Raw genomic sequence first — 13,756 nt, 5'->3', positions numbered from 1 at the left:
GGCTCAACCTGCGCCGCCGCTGCCTGGCGCATCTGCGCTCGCGGGTTTCACCCGCCCTACAAGATGGCGATGCTTGGTGTAGGACGGGTGAAACCCGCGAGCGGCAATACCGTATCGCCCGACAGGCATACAGGAGGAATGGATCATCGACGACATGGCCCTCGAAGCGCGCATCGGCGAACTGCTCGCCGCGCGCAGTCCCGACGCCTCGCTCTGCCCCTCCGACGTGGCGCGCTCGCTGGCCAGCGGGGAGAACGCCTGGCGGGCGCTGATGCCGGCTGTCCGCCGCGTCGCCGCGCGCATGGCGGCAAGCGGACGCATCCGCGCGACCCAGGGCGAGCGCGAGGTGGACCTGGACGGCGAGGTGCGCGGACCGATCCGCCTGCGCCGCGGCGAGCGCTTCGACTGACGGCGAACGAAAGAAGCCGCCCGATGGGCGGCTTCCTCTACAGCTCGATCCGCCGGTCAGCCGGCCGACACCGGCGGCACGCGCCTGCCGGGTTGCAGCAGCGGGCGGGCGCCCTCCTCCGTGGACGCCGCGCCAGGCTGCGGGCTGCCGCAGGCGACGAAGTCCTTCTGCCGCAGCATCAGCAAGGCGATCAGCGAGGCGACGCCGGTGCCCACGTAGAAGTACCAGGGCGAGGTGATGTCGCCGGTCCGCTGGATCAGCCAGGTGGAGATCAGCGGCGCGCTGCCGCCGAACACCGCGACCGGAATGTTATAGGCCACGGCGATGCCGGTGGAGCGGATGCGCGTGGGCAGCAGTTCGCTCATGGTCGCGTAGGTCGAGGACGCGTAGAGGCCGAAGAACACCGCCACCGCCATCAGCGGATAGATGAACGTCGCCGGTGTCGCCGTCGGCGCCGACTTGAAGAACCAGTACATCGACAGGCTGGCGAGTACGCCGACCACCATGAGGAAAGGCTTGCGCCCGTAGCGATCGGTGAACATGCCGCCCAGCGGCATCACCAGCGCCGAGGACAGGCTGGCGACGAAGACGTAGAGCAGCGTGGTGCCGCTGTCGAACTTCAGCACCTTGGCCATGTAGGTCGAGGCGAAGGTCAGCACCAGATAGAAGATCGAGCTGTGCAGGGTGATGATGAAGAACACCAGGGCGATGGCGCGTTTCCACTGCAGCACCTCGCGCAGCGGCGCCTTGGAGGTTTCGCCCTTGCTCACCAGGGCGAGGAATTCCGGGCTGTCCTCGAGCTTCAGGCGGATGTACATCGACACCAGGCCCATGGGGGCGGCGAACAGGAACGGAATGCGCCACGCCCATTCCTGCATGGCTTCGGCGCCGAGGAAGAAGGTCATGCCGTTCGCCACCACGCCGCCGAGCACCAGGCCGAGCACGGCGGTGACCATCAGCCAGCTGGTGGAAAACCCGCGACGGCCGGGGCCGGCATATTCGGAGATGAAGCTGGTGATGGTGCCGATCTCGCCGCCGGCGGAGAACCCCTGTATGCAGCGGATCAGCACCAGCAGGATCGGCGCCGCGATGCCGATCGACTCGTAGGTCGGCAGCAGGCCGAGCAGGAAGGTCGAGCCGGCCATCATCATCAGCACGGTCACCAGGGTCTTGCGACGGCCGATCTTGTCCGCCAGCGGGCCGAAGAACAGCCCGCCGATGGGCCGGATGAAGAAGCTCAGGGCGAAGGCGGCGAAGCTGCTCAGCAGGCTGGTCATCGGATCGTCGGAGACGAAGAACGCCTGGCCGATGTAGACGGCGAGGAAGCCGTAGACACCGTAGTCGTACCACTCGATGAGGTGCCCCGAAGTGGCGCCGATGAAAGCCCGGCGGCGTTGCCGGGCCTGTTCGCGGGTGATCGTGCTCATGGGGATGTTCCTTCTTGTTGTTGTTCTGTGGCTCGGAAAACCAGATTGGAGTCAGGACGCCGCGGCGGCCGATTCCAGCGACTGGCGCAACTCGGTCTTGAGGATCTTGCCGTAGCTGTTCTTCGGCAGTTCCTCGCGGAACAGGTAGCGCTTGGGCTTCTTGAACGACGCCATGCGCTCCACGAACCAGGCGTTGAGCGTCTGCTCGTCGGCACGCTGGCCGGGGTGCAGGACGACGAAGGCGACCACGATCTCGCCCCAGTCGGCTTCCGCCTCGCCCACCACCGAGACCTCGGACACCGCCGGATGCAGCGCCAGCACTTCCTCCACTTCACGCGGATAGATGTTGCTGCCGCCGGAGATGATCACGTCCTTGGAACGGTCGGTGAGGGTCAGGAAGCCCTGCTCGTCGAGGTAGCCGATGTCGCCGGTGTAGAGCCAGCCGTCCACCAGGGTCGCGGCGCTGGCGGCGTCGTTGCGCCAGTAGCCGCGCATCACCGTGGCGCCGCGCACGGCGATCTCGCCCGGCATGCCGGGCGCCAGCGGCTGGCGCTGCGCATCCACCACGCGCACCTCGACGCAGGACTGCGCCTGGCCGACCGACGAGGCCAGCCGTTGCCAGTGCGGGTGCGTGCGGTTGGCGATCAGCTCGCGCGACAGCGCGGTGACGGTCATCGGGCTTTCGCCCTGGCCGTAGATCTGGATCAGCCGCGGGCCGAAGGTGGCCAGCGCCTCCTGCAGGTCGGCCAGGTACATCGGCGCACCGCCGTAGATGATCGACTTGATGCCCTCGCCGGAATAACCCTGACGGCGCGCCTCGTCGGTCATCCGCTTGACCATGGTTGGCGCCGCGAACAGGCTCAGTTGCCCGTGACCGCGGGCCAGCTCGAACAGCTCGCCGGCGCCGAAGCCGCGCGATACCGGCACCACGTGGCGCGCGCCGCAGCGCACGTGGATGAAGTTGTACAGCCCGGCGCCGTGGGACATCGGCGCGGCGTAGACGAAGGCATCGTTGGCATCCACCGCATCGACGTCCACCGGGTAGCACAGCGACATCGCCGTGAGGTTGCCGTGGCTGAGCATCACGCCCTTGGAGCGCCCGGTGGTGCCCGAGGTGTAGAACAGCCACGCAAGGTCGTCGGCACTGCGCGACTGCGGCCCTGGCGCGGCGGCGCGACTCGCCTTGAGCCGCGCGATGGCTTCACCACGACCGGCCAGCTCGACGCAGCCGGGGTGCAGCTGCCCGGCGCCGAACAGCGCGCCGTCGTCGGTGAAGATCAGCCGCGCCTCGGCGTTTTCGGCGATCCAAGCCGCCTCGCTGCGGTGCAGCTTGCAGTTGATCGGCACCGCCACTGCGCCGGCCCACCAGATCGCGTAGAAGAGTTCGAGGTACTCGCAGCAGTTCTTCATGAACAGGGCGACGCGCTCGCCCGGGACGATGCCGTGTTCCTCGCGCAAAACGACCGCCAGCGCCGCGGCGTCGGCGGCGAAACCGGCGTAGTCGCTGACCAGCCGCTCGCCCTCGAACAGCGCCGGGCGCTGCGGCCAGCGTCGGGCCGCATCGTTGAGCCAGTTGGCGATGTTCATCCTCAGGCCCTCCGTGCGTGCAGCACGCTGGCGTAGTTCGCCACCGCCATGCCGCCCATGTTGAACAGCAGGCCGAACTCCGGCTGCTGCAGGGCGATGCCGATCGGGTTGCCGGTGAGCTGACGGAACGCCATGGCATGCATCGACACCCCGGTGGCGCCGACCGGATGCCCCTTGGCCTTGAGCCCACCGGAAAGGTTCACTGGCAGGCGCCCGTCGGCCAGCACCGTGCCCTCCTCCAGCGCGCGGAAGCCCTCGCCCTTCGGCGCCAGGCCCATGGCCTCGTAGATCAGCAGTTCGGCGATGGTGAAACAGTCGTGGACCTCGGCGAAATCGATCTCGCCCAGGCCGATGCCGGCCTCGTGCAGCGCCGTCGCGATGGCCCGCTGCGGCCCTTCGAAGGCGAGGAAGTCGCGGCTCGACATCGGCAGGAAGTCGCTGACCTGCTGCATGGCGCGGATCGCCACTTCGCGCTTGAAGGTCTTAGCCCGCTCGGCCGAGGCGAGCACGATGGCGGCGGCGCCGTCGGAGATCAGCGAGCAGTCGCTCAGGCGCAGCGGCGGCGCGATCAGCGGGTTGCTCTCCGAGACCGTGCTGCAATGCTCCAGGGTCATCGGCTTGTGCATCTGCGCCAGCGGGTTGTGCATGGCGTTGGCGTGGTTCTTCACCGCGATCGCCGCCATCGCCGGCAGCGGGTCGCCGTAGCGCTCCTGGTAACCGCGGGCGGCTACGCCGAACTGCTGCGGAAAGCTCAGCGCCGCTTCCTGCGCATCGTTCTGGTAGCCAGCGCCGGCCAGCGCGCGGGTCACCTCGGCGGTGGAGTTGTTGGTCATCTTCTCCGCGCCGACCACCAGCACCAGCTCGGCGGCGCCACTGCGAATCGCATTGATGCCAGCCATGATCGCCGCCGATCCCGACGCGCAGGCGTTCTCGCAACGGCTCGCCGGCTTGAAGCGCAGCGCCGGGTCGGCCTGCATGACGAGGGAAGCCGCGAAGCCGTCCGGTACCATCCCGGAGTTGAAGTGGCCGAGGAAAATCGCGTCGATCTGCGCCGCGTCGATGGCGGCGTCGGCCAGCGCCTCGCGCGTCGCCTCGACGATCAGGTCTTCCAGCGTCTGCCCCTGCAGGCGGCCGAAACGGGTGTGGCCGGCGGCCACGATGGATACGGAGTCCATGCTCATGTGCGTTCCTCTGCTCGGAAATCGATGATCAGCCCGGCATCCCGGCGCCGGCGAAACCGCCGTCCACCGCGATGATCTGGCCGTTGATGTAGCTAGGGTCTGTTGCCGTTTCATTCGCGGCTGCGTCGGCGCCTGACCGGGACGCATTGCTCGCGGCAACGCGGCTCTCGATGAGACGGGAACAGACCCTTAAAGCGGACTTCACCTGCAGTTCGCCGGCGATGTCGTCGTACGGGGTGCGCGCGGAGGGCATGCCGGGTTCGGCCAGGGCGCTGCGGTCGCGGTCGAGCAGGATCGGCAACCAGCCCTGGGAGGCGAGGAGAGATGCGGACTCCAGGCCGACGCCGGAAGCCCCGCCGGTGATGAGGACGTGCGGGAGCGCAGTCATTGTTGCGGTCTCCTGTTATTTTTATGAGGACCGGGACGCCAGCGCCGCAAGGCGTGAAGCAGCGTCGGATTTACAATGACCCAGCCGTGCGCCGGCCCGCCATTCGTACAACTACGTACAGGTGTGAGTATTTCTTGCGGAGCCGGAAGGCTCGCGTAGGCTGGGCGCAACAACGACAAGAAGGGCCCGCGATGGCTGCCAACCCCGCCGAACTGGACGATCTGGAACGCCTGGCATTCCGCGTGTCACCCGCGCCCCAGGTGATCACCGCCAACCGCCTGATGCTGGATTTCAACGAGGCGTTCCAGCGCCTGTTCGGCTATCGCCGCGAGGAGCTGCTCGGCGAACTGATCCTTCGCCTCTACCCGTCCCGCGCCGACTACCAGGCGATCGGCGAGCGCTGCCTGAGCTGGCTGCGGCAGAGCCGTTCCTACTCCGACGAACGCTTCATGCAGCAGCGCGACGGCGAGGTGTTCTGGGCACGCGCCGATGGCTACACGCTGACCCCGGAAGAACCCTTCCGCCTGATGGTCTGGCATTTCGAGCGCATGGAGCGGCCGATGCGCGCCACGGTGAACCTCACTGCGCGGGAGCGGGAGATCTCCGCGCACATCGTCAACGGCCTGACCTGCAAGGAGATCGGCCGCAAGCTGGGGATTTCCCACCGCACGGTGGAAGTGCATCGGGCGCGGCTGATGAAGAAGCTGGCGGCGAAGAACAGCGCCGAACTGGTGTCCAAGATCATCGTCCTGCACTGATCGCACAGTCGAAGACGAGATGGCGAGGCCCGGCCGGACCTCGCCCGACGAGCTTACTGGCGGCGTTCGTAGGTGCCGACGGCCACCGCGTAGTCACCGACCTTGCGCAGCAGCGTGCGCTTGTACTCGCTCTGCCCGGTCATCGGGTTTCGCCACAGGTAATCCACTTCGCCCTCGCTGCCGGCGGCCATCACGGCGACCATCTGCTGCCCGATCGGCTGGCCATCGCTGGCTTTGAGCGCGGAGAAGTCAGTGCCGACCAGGCGCCGCTGGAAGCCGTGAGCGACGAAGCGCTTGCTGTTCAGGTCGACGACGAAGACGTAGAGGTCGTCGGCGATGAAGGTCTTGTCGCCGGATCGGTTGATCTTCTCCAGGGTGCCCTTGGGATCGGCGGCGACGGCCTCGGCGGCCTTTTGCAGCAGCGCCTGGGCCTGCGCCTCGGAGGAACGCGGCATGTAGTAGCCGACGGCGAAGATGCGCTCGCCGACGCGCTGGTAGAACACGTGCTTGCGCTCGACCTTGCCGTCGTTCCAGTTCCACCAGCGGTATTCGGCGCTGTGGATCTGGCCGTCCTCGGGCTGGCTGATGGCGCGCTGGAATACCGGCTTGAGGTCGTCATCGAGGAATCCCGCCACCGGCTTGCCGATCAGCGAGACGGAGGGCCCGCCGCTGGCGAGCATCACGCCTGAGGTATCGACCACGTAGATGTACAGCTGGCCGTCGATGAATTCGCCCTGGCGGCTGAAACTGGCCAGCGCCTTGTCGCCGCTCTCCCGGTAGTGGGCGATGGCCTTGCCGAGCAGCGCCTTGGCCTGGCTGGCCTCTTCGGCGTAGGCATCGGTCTGGGTCTGGGTCTGGGTCTGGGCGAAGCTGAACAGGGAAAAGGCGCTGAGCCAGAGAAAAGCAACGACGCGGTACACTCTCATTATTGTTGTCCCTCGGGGTGAACGAAGCGGCGCGCCAGGTCGGCCTGCGCGCCCCTCAGTGTAGGCGAAGGCGACCCGCGACGGCGCAGCATGCGTGTCGATGATCGCCCGCCATAACCCGAGACTTCGTCTCGGGTGACGTTTAAGCTGGATGCCCTCCCGATACGACCCCATCCGCCACCCGTGAAGTTCAAGCTCCCCACTACCGCCACCGCCCCCTTCTGCCCGTCCGCCGTGAGCCACAGCATCGACGTGCCCGCCAACGCCTCGGTGGCGCGCAAGGCGCTGCTGTTCATGGGCCCCGGCCTGCTGGTTTCGATCGGTTACATGGACCCCGGCAACTGGGCCACCGCCATCGAAGCCGGCTCGCGCTTTGGTTACGCGCTGCTGTTCGTGGTGGTGCTCGCCAGTCTGTCGGGCATGGTCCTGCAGAACCTCTGTTCGCGCCTGGGCATCGCCACCGGACGCGACCTCGCGCAACTGTCGCGCGAGCGCTACAGCCCGGGCGTGGCGCGCGGCCAGTGGCTGCTGGCGGAACTCTCGATCATCGCCACCGACCTCGCCGAGGTACTCGGCGCGGCGCTGGCCTTTCACCTTTTGCTAGGTGTGTCGATCACCACCGGCGTGGTGCTGACGGCGTTCGATACGCTGATCGTGCTGGCCCTGCAGGGCGCCAACTTCCGCCGCCTGGAGGCCATCGTCCTGGGCCTGATCGCCACCATCGGCGCATGTTTCTTCGTCGAACTGGTGCTGATCAAACCCTACTGGCCGGAGGTCGCCGCCGGGCTCAAGCCGTCCTGGGAGATGCTCAGCCAGCAGGAGCCGCTGTACCTGGCGATCGGCATCCTCGGCGCCACGGTCATGCCGCACAACCTCTACCTGCACTCCTCGGTGGTGCAGACCCGGGTCAACGGCAGCGACCTCGCCAGCAAGCGCAGCGCGGTGAGGTTCGCTCGTCTCGATACCATCGCCTCGCTGTCGCTGGCGCTGCTGATCAACGCGGCGATCCTCATCCTCGCCGCCGCCGCCTTCCACCGCAGTGGGCACACCGACGTGGTGGAGATCCAGGACGCCTATCACCTGCTCGACCCGCTGGTCGGCGGCACGCTGGCGAGCATCCTGTTCGGCGTGGCGCTGCTCGCGGCCGGGCAGAGCTCGACCTTCACCGGCACCCTCGCCGGGCAGGTGGTGATGGAAGGCTTCCTGCAGGCGAAGATTCCCTGCTGGCAGCGCCGCCTGATCACCCGCGCGCTGGCGCTGATACCGGCGCTGATCGGCGTGGTCTGGCTCGGCGACGGCGCGGTCGGCAAGCTGTTGGTGCTCAGCCAGGTGGTGCTCAGCCTGCAACTGCCGTTCGCCCTCTGGCCGTTGATCCGCTTCAGCAGCGACCGGCAGTTGATGGGCCCGTTGGCCAACAGCCGGCTGACCCGCTGCCTGGCCTGGGGCCTGTTCGGGCTGATCTCGCTGGCGAACCTGACGCTGCTGTATTTCTGGGTGGCCTGACGCCCGTTCGCGGGGAATCCGGCTCGCGGGCAATCGATAGCAAGGTATCGGTTACACTCCCCCGCTTTGTCCCGCCGCCAGGAGTCCGCCCATGGAAACCATCACGCTGGTACTGGTGATGTTCGTCGGAGTCATCGTCAGCAGCACGCTGATCCGCATGCTGCCCGTTCCGCTGCCGCTGCCGCTGATGCAGATCGCCATCGGCGCCGCCATCGGGATGATCGGTAACTGGCGCCTGGACCTCGATCCGGAGGTGTTCTTCCTGCTGTTCCTGCCGCCGCTGCTGTTCCTCGACGGCTGGCGGATTCCCAAGGAAGGCCTGCTGCGCGACAAGGGGATGATCCTCGCACTGGCCCTCGGCCTGGTCTTCATCACCGTGCTCGGCATCGGCTACTTCATCCACCTACTGATTCCGTCGATGCCGATGCCGGTGGCTTTCGCCCTCGCCGCGGTGATCTCGCCGACGGACCCGGTGGCGGTTTCGGCGATCGCCGCACGGGTGCCGGTGCCCAAGCGCCTGATGCATATCCTCGAAGGCGAATCGCTGCTCAACGACGCCAGCGGCCTGGTCTGCCTGCGCTTCGCCATCGCCGCCACCCTGACCGGCAGCTTCGTGCTCTCCGAGGCGACCCTGAGTTTCGTCACGCTGGCCTTGGGCGGCATTGCCATCGGCGTGCTGGTGACCTGGGTGATCACCCGCATCAAGGGCTGGACCTCACGCCGCTTCGGCGAGGAAACCGGTGCGCAGATCCTGATCAGCCTGCTGATACCCTTCGTCGCCTACCTGTTCGCCGAACACCTGCACTTCTCCGGCATCCTCGCGGCGGTCGCCGCCGGCATCAGCATGAGCTACACCGAACTCTCCGGCAGGGCACTGGCGGTGACCCGGATGCGCCGCACGGCGGTCTGGGACACCCTGCAGTTTTCCCTCAATGGCCTGATCTTCGTGCTGCTCGGCGAACAACTGCCGGGCATCGTCGCCGGCGCCAGCCAGGTGGTGCGCGACACCGGCCACCACGAACCGATCTGGCTGCTGTTCTACGTGGTGGTGATCAATCTCGCCCTTGGCGCGCTGCGCTTCTGCTGGGTCTGGCTGTCTATCCGCTTCAGCATCTATCGCCGCCGCACCGATGCGCCGCGCTCGCTGTGGCGAGTGGCCGCGGTGATGACGGTGGCCGGTGCGCGCGGCACCATCACCCTGGCCGGTGTGCTGACGCTGCCCCTGCTGATGAACGACGGCACGCCCTTCCCCGCCCGTGACCTGGCGATCCTGCTGGCAGCCGGGGTGATCATCGTTTCGCTGGTGGTCGCCAGCATCGGCATGCCGCTGTTGCTCAAGGGCGGTCTCGACGTGCCCGCCGAACCCGGCCACCAGGCGGAAATCGACCGCGCCCGCGACATCGCTGCCCGCGCCGCGATACGTGCCATCGAGCAGGCGCAGCACGAGATGAGCGAAGGCCGCGCCGACGCCGACCGCTACATCGATGCGGCCGGGCGCATCGCCGACCTGTACCGCTACCGCATCGACACCCGCGCCCGGCCCGACGAGGAAGGCGCCCGCGAGAACGCCTCGCGCGAAGAGGAAATCGAACGCCAGCTACGCCTCGCCGGCCTGCGCGCCGAACGCGACGAATTCTTCCGCCTGCTGCGGCACAAACGCCTCGGCGAAGAACAGGCACGCAAGCTGATTCGGGAGGTCGACCTGCTGGAGACGCAGCAGACGGGCTGAGGCGGGAGCGGTCACCCTCATTTCAGGCCTCGAGGGGATTGGCTCAGCCTATCCGTCCTGAGCTTACGTATGGACTGGAACCTCAGGTTGCGCCCCTGACTACGAGCTCCCTTTGGATTATCGAGTGGTTTGACGCAGCAGTTCCGCTCTGCTGAGCGGGTTCCTTTTGGCATTGCCCCAAAAGGAACCAAAAGGTCTAGCCCGCCATACGGGCCTCGCTGCGCGAGACTTCCCTCGCTCCATCGCCGCTCCGGGGGCCGGCATACACGGGCCATCCATGGCCCGATATGCCTCTCGCCGCATCCAATGCGGCTCACTCCCCTACACGACGATTCCACTCGGCCTCCTGAAGGGGCGCTCGGTAGTGTTTGAAGATCCGAGGTAGCAAGAAATGTAGGGTGGATGACGCTCTTTTCATCCACCGTTGCACCGCCGGTGGATCGATGAAACGTCATCCACCCTACGAACTGAAACCGACGCAACCGTCACAAAAAAAAGCTCAAACCAGATCCCGCAACGCCGGCTCCAGACTGGGATAACGAAACCCAAACCCCGCCTCCTGCAGTCGCCTCGGCACCACCCTCTGCCCATCGACGAAGAGTTCCGCCATCTCCCCCGCAAGCCAGCGGATCGGCGCCGCCGGCAGGTGCAGCCACACCGGGCGGCCGAGCACCCGGCCGGCGCTCGCAGCGAATTCGGCCTGGCTGACCGCGCCGGGCGCCACCAGGTTGTACACGCCGTCAAAACGCTCCTCGCCCAGCGCACAGGCGATGAATTGCAACACGTCGTCGCGATGCACCCAACTGATCACCTGCTCGCCGCCGCCCAGGCGTCCGCCCAGCGCCAGGCGGTGTGGCAGGAGCAACGGCTTGAGCGCGCCGCCGTGGCCGAAGACCACGCCCAGGCGCATCGTCACCTGACGCACGCCAAGCGCCACCGCCGGTTTCGCCGCCGCTTCCCAGCGCGCGCAGAGTTCAGCCATGAAGCCGCGGCCCATGGCGCTCTGCTCGTCGAGAGGTTCCTGCGGGTCGCGCACGCCGTAGTAGCCGATCGCCGATCCCTGAACCCACATAGCCGGGATGTGCCGGGTTCGCTTGAGCCAGGCGATCAGGTCTTCGGTGGTGCCAACCCGGCTGGCCAGCAGCGTTTCCTGCCGCGCCGCGCTCCAGCGTGGCCCTACCACCGGCGCGCCGGCGAGGTTGATGACGGCGTCGAAGGCGTCGTCGGCCGTCAGCCGATCCAGCGAGTCGATGCAGCGTGCGCGGCCGTTGAAGCGCGCGCTGGCGCGTTGCGGATGGCGGGTCAGCACACACAGCGAGTGACCGGCATCGAGCAACTGGCGGACCAGGGTTTCGCCGATGAACCCGGTGCCGCCAGTGACCAGAACGCGCCGCGGGGTAATACCGGTGAAAGGATTCATGCCCTACCCGCTCCTGGAAATGTCCCACCATCGCGTCGCCGGCAGCGTGCAACCGGCGGGATGCGAAGGTCGATGGAGCGTCCTCGATAGACCGCCGCGCGCGCTGGCTGTTCGAACACCCCTCAGGCGGATTCGGGGAACACCCGGTTGCGCCCGCCGGCCTTCGCCGCGTACAGCGCCTGATCGGCCGCCTGCAGCAGTTCCTCCGCGCCGGGCTCATGGTCGTCGGGGCGCCAGCTGTGGACGCCGGCGCTGATGGTGACGATGCCCATCTGGTTACCGGTATGGGGAATGTTCAGGTCGCGGACGGCCTGGAGGATATGCGCGGCGATCCGCTGGCTGCCCTGGGCGTCGGTCTCAGGCAGCAGCACCAGGAATTCCTCGCCGCCGTAACGCACCGCCAGGTCGCCGGCACGCCCGGCGCACATCTGTATCGCCCGCCCCACGGCCTTGATGCATGCGTCGCCGGCGGGATGACCATACAGGTCGTTGTAGCCCTTGAAATGATCGATATCGAGCATGTTCAGCCCCAGGGTCTTGCCATTGCGCCGCGCGCGGGCGATCTCGTCCGGTAACGCCTGATCCAGTCGCCGGCGGTTCGCCAGCCCGGTGAGGCCGTCCTGCAAAGCCAACTTGCGCAGTTCGCGGTGGGCCTCCTGGAGTTGCGCTTCCGCACGCATGCCGTGTCGAATCTGCCGGATCAGCACGATCCCGAAGATCCCCATGGTGAAAATCATCAAGGCGACGATATAGGCGGAGCGATAGATGTTGGCTTCCCAGGGCGCGAGGATGGCCTGCCTGGACTGCGCCGCCTCCACCACCAGCGGATACTTGTCGAGCGCCCGGTAGCCGTACAGGCGCTCGACGCCGTCGACCATCGAGTGAAGCGTGACGGTCCCGGACCTCGCCAGCGGCATCAGTTCGGAAAAGATCCTGCCGCTGGCGAGGCTGCTGCCGATGACCGTTTCGTTGTAGGGCCGCCTGACCAGCAGCGTGCCGTCGCGCAACGCCAGCACGATGGCGCCCTGCCCATCGATGTCGAAGCCGTCGTAGAACCTGCGGAAGTAATCCACCCGCAGCGCCGCCAGGGCGACGCCGGCGAAACTCCCGTCCGGCGCGTTGATGCGCCGGGAAACCGGCAGCACCAGGCGCCCGGTGGAACGGCTCCTGATCACCGCGCCGATGTGCACGCCGCTGTCGGGGTTGTCCTTGTGGAAGGTGAAGTAATTCCGATCGGCGCTGTTGACCGCCGGAGGCTCGCTGGCCTCCGACGTCACCAGCCAGTTGCCGTTACGATCGAAGACGAACAGCCCGTTGAGCTGCGCCAGGGAAGCGACATTGCCTTGCAGCAGACGCCTGAGGCGTTCGAGCTGCGCGGGGGAAGTACCGTCGGTTTCGACGCGCTCGACCACGTTGGCGAGCACCAGATCGGCTTCCTCGAAGACATCCTCGGCATGCTGCGCCAGGGAGCGGGTGAGGTTGGAGATGGTGGTTTCCGCCATACGCAACGTTTCGCGGCGCGCCGTCCAGGCCTGCCAGATGTCCAGGCCGATGATTGACAGGATCACCAGGACCACGAATACGAACGCCAGCCGCTGGAGCGACTGGCCGGGTCTGACAACGCTTTCCAGAAAACTCGGCATCGGTCGGACGGGACTCTGTGTAATCGACGGTTATCCGGACCCTGCCGGGTAACTTGGCTTGAGTGGCGCCTAACCTGCTTATTGCTGAAGCAACGGTCGGCCGTTTCCGCGGCCGGGGTCGTCGGGGATTGTACGGGCTGCTTCGGCGTCAGGTAAAACCCTGTCGCCCCCTATCCGGTAAGCAGATCTTTCGCGGGCACGCACTCGGCGCCCCATGAGCGGGCGATCTGCGCCGCGCGGCCCAGCGGCACGGGCGCGTTCTCGAAATCCACCACCACGCAGAAATCCGCCGACGGCGGCCGCGTCGGCAACGGGTCGAAGCGCCCATCGCTGAGCAGCCAGAGGCCGATACGCTTGCCGCGAGCGTTGCGCCGCACCCTGGCCAAGGTGCGTTCGGCCAGCTCCAGCGCCGCGGCCACCGGCGAGCCGCCGCCGCCGCCGATGGCATCGATCCAGGCGTGATTGGAGGGCCGCGCCTTCTGCGGTTTGTACAGCAGGCGTGCCTGCCCGGCGGCGAAGCCGATCACCATCAGCTCGCCGCGCTGGCGATAGACCTGCTCGCTCCAGCGCAGCAACAGGCCCTTGGCCAGCGCCAGGTTGCGCCGCTTGAGCATGGAACCGGAACAATCAAGCACCAGGCAATGCAGCGTCCCCGCCTCGGCCGCCTGCCGCTGGAAACGCAGGTGCGTCGCCCGCAGGCGCCCGGCGCCCTTGGCCAGCAGCGTGCGCGGCCAGTGCAGGCGCGCGCTGGCCGCCGCGCCGCGCTGGCGGATGCGGCCCGCACG

General features: G+C 67.3%; 12 protein-coding genes. 4 read left to right on the top strand and 8 right to left on the bottom strand.

What is annotated here, in order from left to right:
- The first annotated feature begins 154 nt into the window (after positions 1-154).
- Positions 155-409, top strand: coding sequence for a DUF3253 domain-containing protein (locus QMX85_RS21910; RefSeq protein ID WP_282344446.1), 255 nt, complete (start codon positions 155-157; stop codon positions 407-409).
- 56 nt (positions 410-465) lie between these two features.
- Here the strand turns inward: QMX85_RS21910 and QMX85_RS21905 are convergent, their stop codons facing one another.
- From QMX85_RS21905 to QMX85_RS21890, 4 genes are read right to left on the bottom strand one after another with little or no spacing between them, the layout of a single operon-like run.
- Positions 466-1,836, bottom strand: coding sequence for an MFS transporter (locus QMX85_RS21905; RefSeq protein ID WP_282344444.1), 1,371 nt, complete (start codon positions 1,834-1,836; stop codon positions 466-468).
- A gap of 51 nt (positions 1,837-1,887) precedes the next feature.
- A complete protein-coding gene (locus QMX85_RS21900; protein ID WP_282344442.1) occupies positions 1,888-3,423 on the bottom strand; it encodes an AMP-binding protein in 1,536 nt (511 codons plus the stop codon).
- Between the two features lie 2 nt (positions 3,424-3,425).
- The gene (locus QMX85_RS21895; protein ID WP_282344440.1) at positions 3,426-4,604 is read right to left on the bottom strand and encodes an acetyl-CoA acetyltransferase; all 1,179 of its coding nucleotides are present in this window, start codon (positions 4,602-4,604) and stop codon (positions 3,426-3,428) included.
- A gap of 28 nt (positions 4,605-4,632) precedes the next feature.
- Positions 4,633-4,992 (bottom strand): hypothetical protein, encoded by a 360-nt coding sequence (locus QMX85_RS21890; RefSeq protein ID WP_282344439.1) that lies wholly within the window; start codon positions 4,990-4,992, stop codon positions 4,633-4,635.
- 191 nt (positions 4,993-5,183) lie between these two features.
- On the opposite strand from QMX85_RS21890, the gene QMX85_RS21885 reads away from it, so the two are divergent.
- On the top strand, positions 5,184-5,750 hold the full coding sequence (locus QMX85_RS21885) for a LuxR C-terminal-related transcriptional regulator (protein ID WP_090230019.1): 567 nt from the start codon (positions 5,184-5,186) through the stop codon (positions 5,748-5,750).
- Positions 5,751-5,803: 53 nt separating this feature from the next.
- Here the strand turns inward: QMX85_RS21885 and QMX85_RS21880 are convergent, their stop codons facing one another.
- Positions 5,804-6,676, bottom strand: a complete 873-nt coding sequence (locus QMX85_RS21880; protein ID WP_282344434.1) for a cache domain-containing protein — start codon at positions 6,674-6,676, stop codon at positions 5,804-5,806.
- A 183-nt stretch (positions 6,677-6,859) separates the two neighbouring features.
- On the opposite strand from QMX85_RS21880, the gene QMX85_RS21875 reads away from it, so the two are divergent.
- Positions 6,860-8,179, top strand: coding sequence for an Nramp family divalent metal transporter (locus tag QMX85_RS21875; protein WP_282344432.1), 1,320 nt, complete (start codon positions 6,860-6,862; stop codon positions 8,177-8,179).
- Between the two features lie 91 nt (positions 8,180-8,270).
- Positions 8,271-9,908, top strand: a complete 1,638-nt coding sequence (locus QMX85_RS21870) for a Na+/H+ antiporter (protein ID WP_282344430.1) — start codon at positions 8,271-8,273, stop codon at positions 9,906-9,908.
- Positions 9,909-10,407: 499 nt separating this feature from the next.
- On the opposite strand, the gene QMX85_RS21865 is transcribed toward QMX85_RS21870, so the two are convergent.
- The 3 genes from QMX85_RS21865 to QMX85_RS21855 all read right to left on the bottom strand — a co-directional run.
- Positions 10,408-11,328 carry a TIGR01777 family oxidoreductase gene (locus QMX85_RS21865; RefSeq protein ID WP_282344429.1) on the bottom strand — a complete coding sequence of 307 codons (921 nt, stop codon included), beginning with the start codon at positions 11,326-11,328 and terminating at the stop codon, positions 10,408-10,410.
- Positions 11,329-11,450: 122 nt separating this feature from the next.
- Positions 11,451-12,896, bottom strand: coding sequence for a sensor domain-containing diguanylate cyclase (locus tag QMX85_RS21860; protein WP_282344428.1), 1,446 nt, complete (start codon positions 12,894-12,896; stop codon positions 11,451-11,453).
- Between the two features lie 245 nt (positions 12,897-13,141).
- The coding region (locus tag QMX85_RS21855) for a VWA domain-containing protein (protein ID WP_282344425.1) at positions 13,142-13,756 on the bottom strand (615 nt) is incomplete at its 5' end.

This window comes from Pseudomonas sp. PS02288 (assembly GCF_029959715.1).
In the GTDB taxonomy this organism is placed as follows: domain Bacteria; phylum Pseudomonadota; class Gammaproteobacteria; order Pseudomonadales; family Pseudomonadaceae; genus Pseudomonas_O; species Pseudomonas_O kuykendallii.
The sequence above is the reverse complement of the archived record's forward strand: the minus strand, read 5'-3'. Positions and strand labels throughout refer to the sequence as shown.

What these genes read in the sequence shown, in the direction of transcription:
- QMX85_RS21910 (WP_282344446.1), top strand. Translation starts at nt 155, where the DNA reads ATGGCCCTCGAAGCGCGCATCGGCGAACTGCTCGCCGCGCGCAGTCCC.
- QMX85_RS21905 (WP_282344444.1), bottom strand. Translation starts at nt 1,836, where the DNA reads ATGAGCACGATCACCCGCGAACAGGCCCGGCAACGCCGCCGGGCTTTC.
- QMX85_RS21900 (WP_282344442.1), bottom strand. Translation starts at nt 3,423, where the DNA reads ATGAACATCGCCAACTGGCTCAACGATGCGGCCCGACGCTGGCCGCAG.
- QMX85_RS21895 (WP_282344440.1), bottom strand. Translation starts at nt 4,604, where the DNA reads ATGAGCATGGACTCCGTATCCATCGTGGCCGCCGGCCACACCCGTTTC.
- QMX85_RS21890 (WP_282344439.1), bottom strand. Translation starts at nt 4,992, where the DNA reads ATGACTGCGCTCCCGCACGTCCTCATCACCGGCGGGGCTTCCGGCGTC.
- QMX85_RS21885 (WP_090230019.1), top strand. Translation starts at nt 5,184, where the DNA reads ATGGCTGCCAACCCCGCCGAACTGGACGATCTGGAACGCCTGGCATTC.
- QMX85_RS21880 (WP_282344434.1), bottom strand. Translation starts at nt 6,676, where the DNA reads ATGAGAGTGTACCGCGTCGTTGCTTTTCTCTGGCTCAGCGCCTTTTCC.
- QMX85_RS21870 (WP_282344430.1), top strand. Translation starts at nt 8,271, where the DNA reads ATGGAAACCATCACGCTGGTACTGGTGATGTTCGTCGGAGTCATCGTC.
- QMX85_RS21865 (WP_282344429.1), bottom strand. Translation starts at nt 11,328, where the DNA reads ATGAATCCTTTCACCGGTATTACCCCGCGGCGCGTTCTGGTCACTGGC.